The sequence below is a fragment of the Herbaspirillum sp. meg3 genome (genome assembly GCF_002257565.1).
GTDB lineage: Bacteria > Pseudomonadota > Gammaproteobacteria > Burkholderiales > Burkholderiaceae_D > Herbaspirillum.
The window spans coordinates 2,546,400-2,562,445 of record NZ_CP022736.1; the positions used below are offsets into that span (position 1 = coordinate 2,546,400).

The 16,046-nt window shown below is 55.2% G+C and carries 13 protein-coding genes; 6 read left to right on the top strand and 7 right to left on the bottom strand.

From position 1 onward, the window contains the following. Positions 1-13 precede the first annotated feature (13 nt). The 4 genes from hmeg3_RS11520 to hmeg3_RS11535 form a co-directional block, all read right to left on the bottom strand. A complete protein-coding gene (locus hmeg3_RS11520) occupies positions 14-2,308 on the bottom strand; it encodes an ATP-binding protein (RefSeq protein WP_094563842.1) in 2,295 nt (764 codons plus the stop codon). A gap of 5 nt (positions 2,309-2,313) precedes the next feature. After that, positions 2,314-2,706, bottom strand: coding sequence for an Hpt domain-containing protein (locus hmeg3_RS11525; RefSeq protein WP_094563843.1), 393 nt, complete (start codon positions 2,704-2,706; stop codon positions 2,314-2,316). A 36-nt stretch (positions 2,707-2,742) separates the two neighbouring features. Continuing rightward, positions 2,743-4,398, bottom strand: coding sequence for an ATP-binding protein (locus tag hmeg3_RS11530; RefSeq protein ID WP_094563844.1), 1,656 nt, complete (start codon positions 4,396-4,398; stop codon positions 2,743-2,745). 91 nt (positions 4,399-4,489) lie between these two features. Next, positions 4,490-5,092, bottom strand: coding sequence for an excisionase family DNA-binding protein (locus tag hmeg3_RS11535; RefSeq protein WP_094566280.1), 603 nt, complete (start codon positions 5,090-5,092; stop codon positions 4,490-4,492). Between the two features lie 179 nt (positions 5,093-5,271). Here hmeg3_RS11535 and hmeg3_RS11540 point away from each other — a divergent pair, with 179 nt between their 5' ends. From hmeg3_RS11540 to hmeg3_RS11555, 4 genes are read left to right on the top strand one after another with little or no spacing between them, the layout of a single operon-like run. Continuing rightward, positions 5,272-5,616, top strand: a complete 345-nt coding sequence (locus tag hmeg3_RS11540) for a hypothetical protein (RefSeq protein WP_094563845.1) — start codon at positions 5,272-5,274, stop codon at positions 5,614-5,616. After that, positions 5,613-8,525, top strand: coding sequence for a response regulator (locus hmeg3_RS11545; protein WP_157739257.1), 2,913 nt, complete (start codon positions 5,613-5,615; stop codon positions 8,523-8,525). The genes hmeg3_RS11540 and hmeg3_RS11545 overlap by 4 nt, the downstream gene beginning before the upstream one ends. Next, positions 8,522-9,571, top strand: a complete 1,050-nt coding sequence (locus hmeg3_RS11550; RefSeq protein WP_094563847.1) for an HD domain-containing phosphohydrolase — start codon at positions 8,522-8,524, stop codon at positions 9,569-9,571. Before hmeg3_RS11545 ends, hmeg3_RS11550 begins: the two co-directional genes overlap by 4 nt. After that, positions 9,568-10,467, top strand: coding sequence for an HDOD domain-containing protein (locus tag hmeg3_RS11555; protein WP_094563848.1), 900 nt, complete (start codon positions 9,568-9,570; stop codon positions 10,465-10,467). Before hmeg3_RS11550 ends, hmeg3_RS11555 begins: the two co-directional genes overlap by 4 nt. A 71-nt stretch (positions 10,468-10,538) precedes the next feature. Here the strand turns inward: hmeg3_RS11555 and hmeg3_RS11560 are convergent, their stop codons facing one another. From hmeg3_RS11560 to hmeg3_RS11570, 3 genes are all read right to left on the bottom strand, one after another. Beyond that, on the bottom strand, positions 10,539-10,862 hold the full coding sequence (locus hmeg3_RS11560) for a TraR/DksA family transcriptional regulator (protein ID WP_094566281.1): 324 nt from the start codon (positions 10,860-10,862) through the stop codon (positions 10,539-10,541). A gap of 246 nt (positions 10,863-11,108) precedes the next feature. Further along, positions 11,109-11,585: a cytochrome b gene (locus hmeg3_RS11565; protein ID WP_232511966.1), complete on the bottom strand. Its 477-nt coding sequence runs from the start codon at positions 11,583-11,585 to the stop codon at positions 11,109-11,111. A gap of 124 nt (positions 11,586-11,709) precedes the next feature. Further along, entirely contained in the window at positions 11,710-12,417 is a 708-nt protein-coding gene (locus hmeg3_RS11570; protein ID WP_094563850.1) for a VIT family protein, read from the bottom strand. A 378-nt stretch (positions 12,418-12,795) separates the two neighbouring features. On the opposite strand from hmeg3_RS11570, the gene hmeg3_RS11575 reads away from it, so the two are divergent. Together hmeg3_RS11575 and hmeg3_RS11580 are read left to right on the top strand one after the other, a co-directional pair. Further along, a complete protein-coding gene (locus tag hmeg3_RS11575) occupies positions 12,796-13,587 on the top strand; it encodes a sulfite exporter TauE/SafE family protein (RefSeq protein ID WP_094563851.1) in 792 nt (263 codons plus the stop codon). Next, entirely contained in the window at positions 13,584-16,046 is a 2,463-nt protein-coding gene (locus hmeg3_RS11580; RefSeq protein ID WP_094563852.1) for a heavy metal translocating P-type ATPase, read from the top strand. Before hmeg3_RS11575 ends, hmeg3_RS11580 begins: the two co-directional genes overlap by 4 nt.

Here is a 16,046-nt window from a genome sequence, read left to right on the forward strand (position 1 = left end):
GGTCTGTGCCTCATCAGTTCTCGGTGGAAGCGTCCTGCGGCGCTCTTGGCAGCCAGCGCTCGACGATTGCCAGAAATGCCGCTGCAGTGAAAGGCTTGGGCAGATAGTCATCCATGCCGGCCGCGAGGCAACGCTCACGATCTCCTTCGATCACGCTGGCGGTCAGCGCGATGATGGGGAGGTGCGGGAGTCCTTTGGAGGCTTCCCACTCGCGCAGAAGGCGCGTGGCTTCGTAGCCATCCATCATGGGCATCATGCAGTCCATCAGCACCAGGTCGTAATGCTCCTGTTTCATGGCAGCCAGGGCTTCGGCGCCGTTTTCTGCTTCACTGACGCGATAACCTTTCTTTGTCAACAACATGCGCGCCAGTTGCCGGTTGATCAGCGTATCTTCGGTCACCAGAATATGCGCAGCAGCATCCACGGAGGGAGGCGCAGAGGAAGGCTGCGGGGAGGGTATGTTGTCTTTATTGAGATTGTCGTCGTCGGCACGTGCCGTCGGCACAGATGTGATTCCTTCCGCTCCTGCGGGTAACAGTTTGGCTCCGTCGGAGGAGCTGACTTTGCGGCAGGGGACTTCGAAGCGAAAAGTCGTTCCTTTTTCCGCCTCACTCTCGCAGGATATCTTGCCCTGCATCAGCTCTACCAGTCGCTTGCAGATAGATAGCCCCAGTCCGGTGCCGCCGTATTTTCTGCTAATGGAGCTATCGGCCTGGCTAAACGGCTGGAATAGCCTTGCTTGCTGCTCAACGCCGATACCTATGCCGGTATCAGAAACTGCGTAGTGCAATATGACCATCCCGGGACGTGTCGCATCGGAGATGCATTGCAGCGAGACATTTACATACCCGGATGCAGTGAACTTGATGGCATTGCTCAGCAGATTCCCCAGCACCTGGCGAATGTGTGCAGAGCCGCCTTCGACCTCGGCTGCAGCGGATTGGCCGATCTGAATGTCGATGCGGAGGTTTTTTTTCTGCGCCGTAGCACGATGCAGCGCTACCACGTCGTTGAGCAACTGCGAAGGAGAGAAAATGCTGTTCTCACAGTCCATGCGCCCGGATTCGATTTTGGAAAAATCGAGAACTTCGTTGATGATGCGCATCAGTTCTGAGGTGGCAAGATGGACTTGCCGGGCATAACTGTGCTGCACCTTGTCGAGATTTGTGTCGAGCAATAGCTCGCTCATTCCAAGAATGCCGTTCATCGGTGTGCGGATCTCGTGACTCATCATTGCGAGGAACCGTGATTTTGCCTGGTTAGAGGCGTCGGCCTGTTCTCGGAGTATCGCTGCCGCGACAGCATCTTCTTCGCGTCGCCTGAGTATGATTGCCATGAAACTGAACGCAATCAACAGCACCAGCATGCTGGCGCCGGCAATAGCGCCCAGGACGCGCATGGCGCGTAACCAACTGTCCCGAAAGCCGCTTTCAGTGATGCTGACTTTGATGCTCATCGGCGTGCGCCGGACTGTGCGTTGAGAAGATATATCCGGCGTGTCACTGGGCACGCCTGCAAGCAATCTGTTTGCAGGAGCAGCTTTTGTGTCGTCAAAATCTGCGGCCTTGTTTGTTTCGCTGTCGCCGGTTTGCTGCGGCCAGCCTACCAGCAAATTATGGGCGCCTCCGAAAAGTGCAATGGATACGTGTTTCTCCAGGCTGATACTTTTGAAAAAATTGGTAAAAAAATCGCACGAGATAGCAACCAGAGCAATCCCGGCCATATTGCCGCGGGCATCATTGATGCGACGGCTCAGGTAAAACGTCCACGCTTGGCTGCTCCGATTACGCACCGCAGCGCTGTAGAAGATCTCATCGGTGTTGTGTCTGACGTGATAGAGATAATAGTCTCGGTCGCTCACGTTGATGCCGCTTGTGGGGAGTGGCCGTGTCAGCGCGAGGACGCTGCCGTCGGCGGCAACAATTGCCGCGCCGGAAATCTGGGGGAGCCCGCTGATCTTGTCGCGCATCATTTGACTGATGGCTGGGTGGGAAGCGGCTGCACGAAAAGTTCGATCATCCTTGGCGCCGGCCCGGGACAACTGGCTTATATCGTCAAGCACCAGAGTGGAAGAGGCCATTGTCTGCGCTGCGTTCTCTGCCAGCACCAGCGAAAGATTATCGATATCCTCCTGCCAGTCATCGGTGGCCCAGTTGTAGAGGATGGAGCTCGCGCTTAAAGTGGCTATGCCGAGAAGGATAAGCAATAGTGCGCCGATTGTCAGTGTGACGCGGCGCGCGCTGCGCCCCAGCCATAACAATGGATGCAGGACAGCAAAAAGGAGAGAGGTGGTGGAGCGCGTCGGCATCGAAACTAGCCGGCGCGAGAATCATCGGAACATCCCGCCGATTTCTGGAAGTGCCGGATACTGAGGTGTACTTCGGCGATCGTCTCTTTATAGACTTGCGCGAGGTCTGCCCAAAGCGCATGGATTTCTCCCAGCGACGCCGTACGCGACAATGCTTCAATGCGTCCCAACATGGTCGCCAGTTGATCTGCGCCAATCAGCGCAACCGTTCCTTTGAGCGAATGGCTTTGGAGTGTGACGTCAGCAGCCTGACCCGCCGCAATGGCATGGTGCAGGCGCTCATACATGGGCGGAGCGATATCAAGAAAGGTCGCGGACAGTTCCAGAAAAGTCGGAATGTCTTGCCCTGCGGCATCCAGAAGTACTGCCGGATTGATATGCTGATAGCGTGGCATCATTTGCGCATCCCCCTGTAGCCTCGGTCAGGCTTATTGTTATTTTATTGTACGCGTCGCAACGGCTTCTGTGCCGTTCAATAAAGGCAGTTGAAAAGAAAACGTGCTGCCGGCACCCAGCTCTGATTGGACGCTGATCTCTCCACCCATTAACTCAACCAGCAGGGCGGCAATCGTCAGTCCCAGTCCAGCTCCATCATGCGGGCGCGCGGCAGAGTCATCGATTTGAGCGAATTTTTCAAATATCGTATCCAATGCAGCTGCAGGGATCCCTGGGCCGGTGTCGATGATGCTGAAACGCAAGTCCTTGCCGACCGCCTCGACACTGAGCTGTACATGGCCTGCAGCAGTGTATTTGCAGGCATTGGTGAGCAACTTATCGAGCACTTGCAGCAACTTGATCCGGTCGCAACGCAGATAAGGAGGTACATCGTCGGCGATGAAAGAGTTAATCCACAATCCCTTTTTTGCGGCCGCTTCTTCGCAGGCGCTGACAGCATTGCGGACGATATCGCTGAGTTTTTCTTCGCTGATATTCAAACTGACTTTTCCTGAGCGCAGGGTGCTCAGTTCCAGCACCGAATCAACCATGCCGAGCAGGCGCATGCCGCTGTCATGGATGGCGCGCGCGAACTCGCCATGGCGGGTGCCGTTAAAATCTTCCATCAGCGTTTCCGAGTAGCCCAGAATGCCGTTAAGCGGCGTGCGAAATTCGTGCGACATATTCGACAGGAAATGCAGTTTGGCCTTGCGTGCCAGCACCGCTTCACGGCGGCTCGCGACGAGGTGGCGAATGAGGATGACCAGCGCAGCCGTCCCGAGAATGATCAGCAACGAGGTCAGGCTGACGAGCGTCAGCGTTTGTGATCGGATGGCACGGTAGCCGTCAAGGCGCTCATCGATGTCGATGCCCACCGCCACATACAAGGGATAACTCCCCAGCTTCTGATAGGCATAAAAGCGATCGCGATGGTCGACAACACTTGTGGCTCGCAGCAAGCCGCTGCCATTCATGCGCATAGCCTTGAATACTTCGCTGAGAGAAATGTCTTGCCCCATTGAATCGTCGTTGCCCACATGACGCACCCGCAGCACACCGTCATCACCCACCAGGGAAATCGCACCGAACTGGCCGACGTCAACCTTTTTGTACAGGGAAGTGAAATACCCCGGATCCATCGAGGCGATCACCACGCCCTTGAACCCACCATCAGGCCCGTTAATACGCCGCGTCATCTGCAGGGACCATTTCCCAGACACCCGCCCAAGCAAGGGCTTGCTGATATACAAGCCTGTATCCGCAGATTGCATGTGCACCTTGATATGCTCACGGTCGCTCAGGTTCAGCGGCTTAAATGGCTTAGTCGACAGCACGACGTCTGCCTTGTCATCAACGATGCTGAAAAGGTTGTAAATATCCGATGGCGCAATGCCGTCCTTTAGCTCTTTATTGATATCGAGCTGCTTTCCCAGGACGTTATAGCGGGAACGAAGAGAGACGATCGCCTGATCGGTTGACTCTACGGTACGTGAAGCATGTTCTTTGAATAGCAGAGACAGGCTGATGGCATCACGCTTTGCGCCGGCAATTTCATCGCGATAGTTTTTGTCCAGTTGCCACCATGTGGTGACCCACAGCCCTGCGATGAGCAAGGCAGCAAAAATGCACAAGATGGCGCCGACATTGACCTCCATGGCGTCCCTCATTCTTTGCAGGCGGGAGGCCGGTACCGGAACTGGATGTGAAAAGTGCATGGCGTCGTCTAGTCGTGTAGGTATGAGGCGACTAACTACGCGTCATGCGGGCTTTCTGAGCGCAGCATGCACGCAGGTAACCGGACAATTCATCATAGTTGACAGGTTTTCTGAAAAACACGACCCCCTCCGGAATGCCGCCTCGGGCATCGAGTTCTTCCGGCGCCAGGCTCGAAAGAATCGCGATATTGGTATCCGACAGGGATGGATAGCTGAGAATGGTCGAAATGACTTCATAGCCATCAATACCATCCATCACGATATCGGCCAGCACGATATCGGGTTTGTTAATGGCGATTTCCACCAGCGCCTGATAGCCGTTTTCGCAAAATGTCGTGGTCGCCGGCAGATTCCAGGAGGCAATCTTCTTGGCGTAGATATCACGCTGCAGCTTGTTGTCCTCGACCACCAGAATAGATGTCTTCTTGCCCGGAGCGGGCCTGTCCTGAGGTACTTGCGGGGCGTTAGGCGAAGCCTTGTACGCCTCGACAGCGGCAAGCGGGATGCGTCGGTGTCCGCCTTTTGTTTTCCAGGCTTCAATCACACCGGACTCAACCAATTGTTGAACCGACGTCACGGAAATGCCCAATATCTGCGCAGCTTCCTGAGTTGTGCACACCTCGGTTGTTGTCATCGTCATCTTCCCTGTCATTTGTATTGAATTTTAAACGAATTAAATAAATTTGCAAATTTAATGTTTAATTTGTTAAAATTAATTTATTCGGTATATTTCAAGTGATCACCTGCCGTAAGGCAACTTAATGCCGCCATTATGGGGTGAAACACTCAAATCTGAAAGGGCAGGGAGAAAACATGAAAAACAACGAAATCGTTAGTGCGATTGATATTGCTGAGTTTTCTCGCCACATACGTGAGGCGCGGCTTTCGTTTGTCCATGCGCTTCTGGAAGAGTGCTGGCTGTTGCAGCAGCGTATTGAAATAGAAAAATTGGCTTCAACACTGAAGTTGGTTGAGTTCGTCTGGGTCGACACAACGGACGCCATCGATACGGCGCAGCAACCCTTGACCCATGATGTGGCAACGTTATTGGGCGAATTGACTACGACACTCGATAGTTTGCAACAAATAGACTACGTATTGAACGACCTCAGCGTCTCTGTCGGCAAGGACCAAATCCCTTTTGGGAGCATGTTGTGATTCAACAGCTGGCCGGTGCGGCAACAGTGCGTAGGCCAATGGGCGCCCGGCACTTATTTTTTCTGACCGGGATCTTGTTATCTGTCGGCATGCTATGCGGCAGTATTTATCTGGCAAATTTCGAAAACCAGCGCATTGAAGCAGTTCGCGTTCAGCGCGGTGCCGATGCGGCGCGAGTGCTTTCTTTGCAGGCGTCGGCAGTGTTGTCTGCGCTTGATGACAGCGCAGAACTGTTGGCTGCCGCCAATCTGGCTGGCGCTACACCGGTTGCGTCGTCGTCGGAATCGAGAAAAAAGCTACTGCAATGGAAGTCCCTCTCTTTGCTTGATCAGGATCAGCGCGTACTGAGAAGTTCAGAGCCGCTGGCTCGGGACACCTATATTGATTTGAAAAATCTTGGCTTCATGCGGCCCTTGTCCGACATACTGGCTCCGGGAAAACCGTTGCTTGTCGGCGGCACGTATTTGATTCCGTTCGCGCGCCTGGTGCGGGTGGGATCCGATCGGATTCTGATGTTGGCCATGCTTGATCCTGCCGTGTTTTTTTCCGGACTGGACAGAGGCGAAGAGTCCGCGTTGTCCTATACGGCTTTGCTTGATAGCGACGGCGATGTCCTTGGCGCTTCTGATGATAAAGACAGGCTAATCGGTCAGCACTATTCGGTAGGTGTGATGTTGACGCAGTTATTGCGCGACACCAGTCATCCGCATGATCGCCACGGGCGCTTCAACATGGAGTCGCCGATGGCGAGCGACTCCTCGCTGGTCAGCTACCAGTTTCTGCCCAAATTCCCAATCACCGCGATAGCCGTTCAGTCCGCTGCGCCCGTCAACACGGTGACGGCACTCATCAGACTGGCATGGGCCGGCGGCACAATTGCAGTGGTCATGCTGATATTTAGTCTGTTTCTTTGGCGCTTCATGCGCCAGCGGGCTGATGTGGAATCTCAGTTGCACAGCGCGAGAGAGGCGGCAGATAACGCCAACTCGTCGCGCGGAGAATTTTTGTCGACAATGAGCCATGAGATCCGCACGCCAATGAACGCGATCATTGGTATGGCCGGCTTGATCCGAACCACGCAGTTGGATGCACAGCAAGATAGTTTTGCAAAAGGAATTGAGGATTCTGCGCAAGCGCTGATGCACATCGTCGACGACGTTCTTGATTTCTCGAAGATTGATGCGGGTAAGTTAAAAATCGAAGCGCTTGAGCTTGATCTGCTTGCGATCGTGGAAGCCAGCGTCGATGTCTTGGCGACGCGGGCATACGAGAAGGGGTTGCGGTTAAGCAGTTACGTCGATCCTCGCGTACCGGCGTTGCTGCGTGGAGATCCTGGCCGTCTGAGGCAAGTGCTGCTGAACTTGCTGGGCAATGCCATCAAGTTTACCTCCGCCGGTGAAGTTTCCATTCAGGTTCAGCTTGTCGGTGAGGTTCCTGGACATTGCCGAATTCATGTTCAAGTCAGCGATACGGGGATTGGTATCAACAAACAAACGCAGGAAAAACTATTCATGCCATTTTCGCAGGCAGACGGTTCCGTGACCCGCAAATACGGCGGGACCGGATTAGGTCTTTCGATCTGCAAGCGATTGATTGGTCTGATGGATGGGGAGATTGGCGTCGAAAGCGAATACGGATCCGGATCGACGTTCTGGTTTGAATTGTCGCTGCCAATCATTCAATCCGGACCGTCGCCGGAGTACATGGCTGGTGAGCTGCTGTTGATCGCTCCGGATGATGAAGCGACACGTGCATTGCGTAGATACGCAGAGGTGAGAGGGATAACCGTACATCGTGCACTGACCCTTGAGCAAGGGAGGCAATTGCTGCACAGACTTGCGTCCAACGTCATGGCTGTCGTCGACACCGCCATGCCTGATTTTTCCTTGCCGGTGTTTACGCAGATTCGTCGCGAATGGCACGCGGTGAATACCTGGTTGCTTCTCACGAAAGACGAGGATATGCGTGAAGACATAGGTGCGCAGGTAAATGTTCCTCTTTTGTCCCTTCCGATCAAAAGGTCGGTTTTTTATCGCGCACTGTCGGGAAATGCTACGTCTCTTGGCTCTGATGCGGCAATGGTTCAGGGGAGTGCCAGGTCAGCTGGCGCTGTCTTCGAGAAGGCAGACAGCGACGTGCTGATTTTATTGGTGGAAGACAATCCCATGAATCAAAAAGTTGCGATTCATCAATTGCAACTGCTTGGTTATGAGGCAGATGTTGCCGCCGATGGGCAAGAGGCATTGGTGATGTTGGAGCGCAATAGCTATGCGGCAGTGTTAATGGATTGTCAGATGCCTGGAATGGATGGGTTTGAGGCGACACGACGCATCCGTGCACGCGAGCATACGAGTGGAAAACACATTCCAATCATTGCGATGACCGCCAATGCCATGACCGGCGATCGCGAACGATGTCTTGAAGCGGGTATGGACGATTATCTCAGTAAGCCAATTTTGCGTGATCGGCTGGATGATACTTTGTCTAAATATGTGTGCCGGAACGCATCAAACATACTGAGCGCAGTGCGTTCATCGAGTGCTGTGAGTCCAGCTCCCGGGGGCGCACAGGAGATTCTCGATATGACGCGCTTGCTGGAATTGTTCGATGACGACCGTGGCGCGATGCAGGCAATGCTGGCGTTTTTTATCACCAATACCCGTCCTCTCCTGGTGGAGTTGAAAGCGGCTGTCGCAACGGATGATTTTGCAGCCGCCATCGATTTGCTGCATCGATTAATTGGCTCATGCAGCAATTTGGGCGCCGCGCAGATGACGGTTCTTGCAAACGAGGGGGATGCTGCGGCCAGACTGCAGGACGGCGACCGCCTGCGTCAACTTGGGAATGCGTTAATTCAGGCATTTCAAATCCTGGAGCAACGCACTAACGAAATGAAAGAAACAATATGAATGTCCTGATTGTTGACGATGATCGTACCAACCTGGCTTTGTTCTCGCACCTCCTGGAAGATATCCCGGATGCGACGATATTTGAGGCGTCAGACCCGAACGAAGCCCTGACCTGGTGTCAGGAACATGATACGGATCTGCTGTTGCTCGACTACATGATGCCGAAGATGGATGGCTTCACATTCCTTCAGCAATTTCGAGATTTGTCGGGGCAGGATCATGTCCCGGTCATCATGATTACGGCAGACGCCAAGACCGCTGTTAAACACGCAGCCTTGGAGCTGAGTGCCAATGACTTTTTGACCAAGCCCGTAAACAAAGCCGAACTGCGTTCCCGGGTCAGCAATATGCTGACGTTGCGCAAAGCACAATTGCATCAGGTCGGACTGACGCGCAATCTTAAGCGAGAAGTGAAAGCGGTCGAAGAGAGGCTGCGAGAAAGCGAGCAGGGCACGGCCAATCGTCTCACGGCTGCCGCGCAATATCGCGACCCGGAAACCGGCGCTCACTTGCTCCGCATGGCTAACTATGCGCGTCTTATCGCTGCCAACCTTGGTTTGTCTGAGGAGGAACAAAATGATATTTATGATGCTGCTCCCTTGCATGATATAGGGAAAATCGGCATTCCTGATCATATCTTGCTCAAGCCCGGACGCCTGGATTGTGCAGAAATGGCAATCATGCGAACCCATCCAACGATTGGCGCGCACATTCTCAAAGATGACAGTTCGAAGCTGATGTGCAATGCGTCGGCCATCGCGCTGTCGCATCATGAAAAGTTCGATGGAAGCGGCTATCCCCAGGGCTTGGCAGGTGAAGATATTCCCCTCTATGGACGTATTGTTGCAGTCGCCGACGTATTCGATGCGCTGACTTCAACCCGGCCGTACAAGGCAGCCTGGAGTATCGACAGAGCAGTCGCCTGGGTAAGGCAAAATGCCGGGAGTCATTTTGATCCGCTGTGTGTCGATGCGTTGCTAACTGATCCAGGCAAGATCCTGGAAATCATCGATGCGCATCAGGACGAGGAAGGCTACGTATCATGAGCGACAAGATCAATTTCGATGAAATAAAAGAAGCCCGGACATTGCCATCGCCAACGGGTGTTGCATTGAACGTGATGAGAATGTGCCGCAGCGACAACGTCTCATTGCCTGATCTGTCCACGCAAATACAGGCCGATCCGGTGTTGGCGGGTCGCCTCATTCAACTTGCGAATGCAAGCAGAAGGCCGAGAACGCGTCCGGTCGTCGCGGTCTCGACAGAAGTTCTCCTGCTCATCGGTGTGCAGGCGGTGCGTCAGGTCGCATTAAGTGTCTCACTCATCAATTCATACCAGAACGGCGCCTGTCATAGTTTTGACTACAACCAATTCTGGTCACGGTCACTGGCCATGGCATGTGTGGCACAAGCCATTGGCGAGCGCCAGCCTATCGCGCCGGCTGCCGAATTGTTCACCTGCGGCCTGCTTGCGGGTATTGGCCGCCTGGGGCTGGCAGCAGTACGCCCCGACGCTTACGGTGATCTGCTGGAGAAAAACAGCAGCGCAACCGTGGGAGAATTAATGGCCCTGGAGCGCGATCGTTTTGGCTATGATCGGGTGCAACTGTCTGCCGCCATGATGGACGACTGGAAGATCCCAAGCCTGTTTGTCGATGCCGTTCGTTTTTACAAAAAACCTATGCTGTCCGGGTGGGAGGAAAGCAATCGGAGGCAGCGATTGGCTCGGCTGCTTAATCTTGCCGCGTTCATTGCCGATATCGACGTTGCTACGGAGGATGAGAAGCAGGCGTCCATGCCAAGCTTGTTTGAAAAATCGGAGGCGCTGGGCCTGAATATTGAAGAGGTGACGCAGGCTATGAAGGACGCGTCGAAAGAGTGGATAGGATGGCGAGAGGCTCAACGATTTTCTCAAAGAAGTCCGCAGTCTTTGAGTAGCTGAGGGCGTCAGGTTCTGGTATCAGATCTGATATTCACACTGATATTCAAGCTGATACTGTCAGAGAGAAGGGCCTAAGCCACATCTCCTTCCTCGTAGACATTCTGGCACGCCAGGCATCGTTTTGCGGTGACATTCGCCTCCAGCCTGGCATAGTCAATCGGGCATCCGCAATCTACGCATATCCCGTACTGTTCTTCAGCCATGCGTTGACGTGCGGCTTCAATGTCAGTGAGTTCGTTCAGTTCCATCAGCGTGCGAGCATCACTGACATCGGCAACGTCACAGTCGTCTGCTTGTTCCAGAATATGTAATCGCGCCCTGATGCGGGTGGAAGTTTCTTGTACGTCCAGAAGCTCTTGCAGATAACGCAATTGTTGCGCGTTAAGATGGTTCATGATGGGATCCATTGCACTGATTGACGTTCGATGGCAAATTCGACGGGGAAGCCGAATTCATTATCGGAAGTCCTCAAGAGTCAGTTTCTGATCCAAATCAAAAAGTACGGATATCCCAGTAAAGAGCATCATCACGGCGCAGCTCAGCGCCTTTTGTGATTCAGGAGGCGTTTATGCCCTGAAAAAAGTCGTGTCATAGCCGCTTGGGCGGCAGATACCCAAAGCGGCTTAAGAAACAGGGCGATGTCAGAACTTCATGCGTTGAAAAATTCCATCCCGCCGCATGAAATGATGCCAAAGGGCGCCTACGACATGCAGGCCGACCAGAAAGTACACGGCGTTACCCATTAACTCGTGAACGTCCTGCAGCGTGTCAGACAATTCTGCATTCAGGCCGATAAAGCGGGGGAGCGCCACACCAAAGAACATCACATCTTTTCCATCTGCCTGCGTAAAGAGAATGCCGCTGATGGGAAGCATGAACATCACCACATACAAGAGGACATGAACGATTCTGGCACTCTGCGTTTGCCATGACGGACCGTCAAGTTTGGCCGGCGTACCGAATCTCCAGCGTGCGGCCAGCCGGAATACGACAAACAGAAGAATGAGTTGGCCTGCCGTCATATGCACAATCTTGAGTGTTGCCCGCAAAGGCATGCCTTTCGGAATTTCACCGCGAAGTTCAATCGCTGCCAGTGCGACGGCGAATAGTAAAAACATGAGCCAATGCAGGACCACGGATGTCGGATGGTATTTTTTCATGCCGTAAATAGGTTGGTTGAACAGGCGAACATATCACTCAAAACGACGTGCCTCGATCGAAAAAGAAGGGTGCTAACCGGCCCTAGATCGCTGTGCCAAAAAAGCTTCCTATGCCGGCCGTCGCCGCCATCGCAAGCGAACTCCAGAAAGTAACCCGGACGGCGCCGTCCCACACTTTGGCCCCGCCGGTCTTTGCCGCTACGCCGCCTAAAAACGCAAGTGAACAAAGCGCTGAAACAACAACGGCAGGAATGAGCCATGCCTTCGGTGCCAGCAGCACGACCGCCAGCGGTAGCGCCGCACCGGCAGCGAAGCTCAATGCAGACACCAAGGCCGCTTGCAAAGGATTGGCCATCGTCGCGTCCGAGATTCCCAGCTCGTCGCGCGCATGGGCGCCGAGGGCATCATGCTCCATGAGCTTTTCTGCAACCTGGCTCGCCATATGATGATCAAGCCCTCGTCGCATGTAAATTGCTGTCAACTCGCGATGCTCGCCATGAAAATCGGTTTCCAGTTCTGCGCGTTCTTGCTCCAGCGCCGCTTTTTCACTATCGGCCTGAGAATGTACGGAGACATATTCGCCGGTCGCCATCGACATTGCTCCGGCGACGAGCCCGGAGATCCCGGTCAGGACTGCGGTTTCATGTGATACCTGTGCAGCAAGGACACCTGTCAAGAGACTTGCGGTAGAGACAATGCCATCGTTGGCGCCGAGCACGGCAGCACGAAGCCATCCTATTGCATCAATACGATGACGCTCTGAGTGGCGTTTGGAAAGAACGTGGCTCATGCAATTCTCAACCAGTATGTGTAGTGAGTGCGATTGTAGTGAGCGCCACTGCAAATGACCATCAGAGATGACCTGAATTGTTGTGAGACGCATTTTTATTTGAGATGGACTTAGGGCCTGTCAACAATGAATTTGTGAGACGCGACGACCTTGGCGTGGTCGTTGCGAACTGTAGGATGATCCTATGCAATCTCCTTTGATATAGGTCAAGGTGTCGATGATGGGGAGCCGATAGACTTGCTCCTGTCACGCTGCCCGCTATGTCTCGCCGGTGCGGCAATTTTGCGCAGTCACATCCGGAGCTAAATAAATGGTGGTATCAGCAATGTCGATGATCACCCCGCCGGCTGCCGGATTGGGCGCGCAACGGCTGTATGCATGGACACCATGAATAGCCTGATCCTGATTTCCATGTTCATGATCGGCTTGCTGGGAAGCGTGCATTGCATTGGCATGTGCGGAGGTATTGTCGGCGCATTTTCTCTGGCGCCGGCGGGTGCGAAGCCGCGTAAGCCTTTTCCTGTTGGGGTGAAAGCCAGCGCGCAGGACGCCGGCATGTCGGTGATGTTGCGGACGATCTCTTACAACATGGGCCGGATAGCGAGCTATGCCTTGACTGGCGCCATTGTCGGTGGCATCGTCGGCAGCGGACGCCTGCTGGCCGGTATGACGCTTTGGCAGACTGGCGCCTATGTTTTCGCTCATGCAATGTTGATCGCGCTGGGCTTATATCTGATGAATGTCTGGCACGGGTTATCCCGCCTTGAGCAACTCGGCAACCTCCTCTGGAAACATATTCAGCCTCTCACCGCATTGCTGCTGCCGCTCGATAGTCCCCTCAAGTTGATGTTGGCCGGCAGTCTGTGGGGCTGGCTGCCCTGCGGGATGGTCTATAGCGTCTTGTTGACGGCGATGGTGAGCGGCTCGGCTGCTTCAGGTGCCGCGATGATGCTGGCCTTCGGTCTGGGCACCTTGCCGGTGTTGCTGGCGGCAGGCGTCTTTGGTGCCCGGTTGAGAAGCATCTTGCAGCGCCGCAGCGTGCGGCTGACGTGTGGACTGGTGGTGCTGCTGTTTGGCGTATCGGGCTTGCTGCGCGCAAGTCATGGATTGACTCCGGATTGGCTCGCGGCCTTGTGTGCGACTCCGGTACATTCGGCGGAACCGCCATGATTGCGGTCGAGCGGGGCATCACGGACAGCGCCTGTTTTCATTGTGGCTTGCCGGTGGAGCAGGGGGCCGCGTGGCGCGTTCGCATTGACAATGTTGAGCGCGCCATGTGCTGCCCTGGCTGCAAGGCGGTGGCCGAGAGCATTGTCGGCAACGGATTCTCTGACTATTACGCGTCGCGTAGCGGCTTTGCTGCCACGCTGGCCGGACAGGACCTGATACCGCCGGAACTGCAGCTCTACGACGACACCGCGGTGATTGCCGGCGCGGATAACGGCATTGTTGAGGCGGACTACTCGGTGCGCAACATCCGCTGCGCAGCCTGCGTCTGGTTGATCGAACGTCATCTTGGCCGCTTACCCGGCGTCCTCAGTGCAAACCTGAATGCAGTTACCGAACGCCTGCGAGTACGTTGGCAAGCAGATGTCTGCAAGGCCAGCGATATTCTCAAGGCGATGCGATCCATTGGTTACGCCGCCTTTCCCTACGATCCGGTGCAGCACGGTGAACAGCTGGAGCGCAGCCGCAAGACCTTGTTCCGCCAGTTGTTCATCGCCGGATTGTCGATGATGCAGGTGATGATGTACGCCGTACCCGCTTATCTGGCGGGCGAAGGCGGCATGGATGCAGATATGGAAGCCCTGATGCGATGGGCGGGCCTGCTGTTGACGATTCCGGCGCTGGTCTATTCGGCACAGCCATTCTTTCGCGGTGCGTGGCGCGACATTCGCAATCGTGCGCCCGGCATGGACGTGCCGGTTGCGCTGGGCATCGCTGCCGCCTTCAGCGCCAGCGCCATTGCAACCTGGCAGGGCCGGGGCGAGGTCTATTTTGACTCGGTGACGATGTTCATTTTTCTGCTGCTGTGCAGCCGCTATCTGGAATTGACGGCACGCCGTAAGGCTGCGTCGGCGCTGGATCAGTTACAGCAATCCTTGCCGGCCTCCGCATCGCGCATGCATGCGTACCCGCGACGGGATGTCGAATTGATCGCTGCCGCGCAGTTGCGTACCGGCGATCTGGTTTTAGTACGGCCCGGTGACGCGGTGCCGGCTGACTGTTCGGTGATTGAAGGTGAAACCGACATTGATCTATCACTGCTCACCGGAGAAAGTCTGCCGCAGCGCAAAACAGTCGGCGATACGATCCCTGGCGGAGCCGTCAACATCGCGCAGCCAATCGTCGCCCAGGTCGTGCGCAATGTGACGGATAGTACCTTGTCAGTGCTGTTGGGCCTGGTCAATCGTGCCGGACTTGCCAAGCCGAAGCTGGCCCTCTGGGCCGATCGGATCGGCGCCTGGTTTGTGATGGCGCTGCTGGTGTTTTCGGGCACCGTGTTCATGGTCTGGTATTTTCTGGATCCGGCGCGGGCCTGGCCGGTGGCGATTGCCGTGCTGGTGGTGTCGTGCCCCTGTGCGTTATCGCTGGCGACGCCGACTGCGCTTGCGGCTGCGACCGGCCGCTTGCTGCGGCAAGGCATCCTCGTCGTGCAGCCGCATGTACTTGAGACCTTGCAGCGCGCTACGCATATCGTCTTCGATAAAACCGGCACACTGACAAAAGGGCAACCGTCCCTGCAAGAAATCATCGTGCTGGGCTCTGTGACGCAATCCGATTGCTTGCGCATTGCCGCGGCGATGGAAAAGTCCAGCACGCATCCTATTGCTCAAACTATTCTGAAAGCGGCAGCAGGACTCAATCCTGCAGAAGCAACTGCTTTGCATCACGTGGCAGGGCAAGGCCTGGAAGCGACGGTAGACGGTGTGTCGTACCGGCTCGGGAATTTTGCGTTTGTCCATGCAATGATCCCCTCGGCATCCACGATGCCTGCGGCGGATGCCGATCCGGCTGTGGAAGCAAGCTATGTTTTCCTGGCCTCCCGTCACGGTTGGCTGGCCCGTTTCGACATTGCCGACGAAATCCGCGAGGACGCGCTGGCAGTGGTCAGCCATTTCATGAAGCAGGGTAAATGCCTGGTATTGCTCAGTGGCGACCGCCATGACGTGACGCAACGCGTGGCCGACAGGCTGGGCATACCTACCGCGCTCGGTGATTGTCTGCCAGAGGCCAAGCTGTCTTTTGTGCAAGGCTTGCAGCAGGGTGGGGCGGTCATCGCAATGGTCGGGGACGGCATCAACGATGCCGCCGTGCTGAGCGCCGCCGACGTCTCCTTTGCCATGGGCAATGGCGCCGCACTCGCACAGACACATGCAGATTGCGTATTTTTGTCAGGGCAATTATCTGCCTTGTGCGAGACGGATCGCGTCGCGGATAAAACGCTATCGGTCGTCCGCCAGAATCTGGCATGGGCCATGCTCTATAACGCCGTCGCGATACCGGCGGCAGCCTTGGGCTGGATCACGCCCTGGATGTCCGGTATCGGCATGTCGGTCAGTTCTGTCGTCGTGGTGGCAAATGCCTTGCGCTTATGCCGACACCGCGCCGGTCACCGAAAAGGCTGA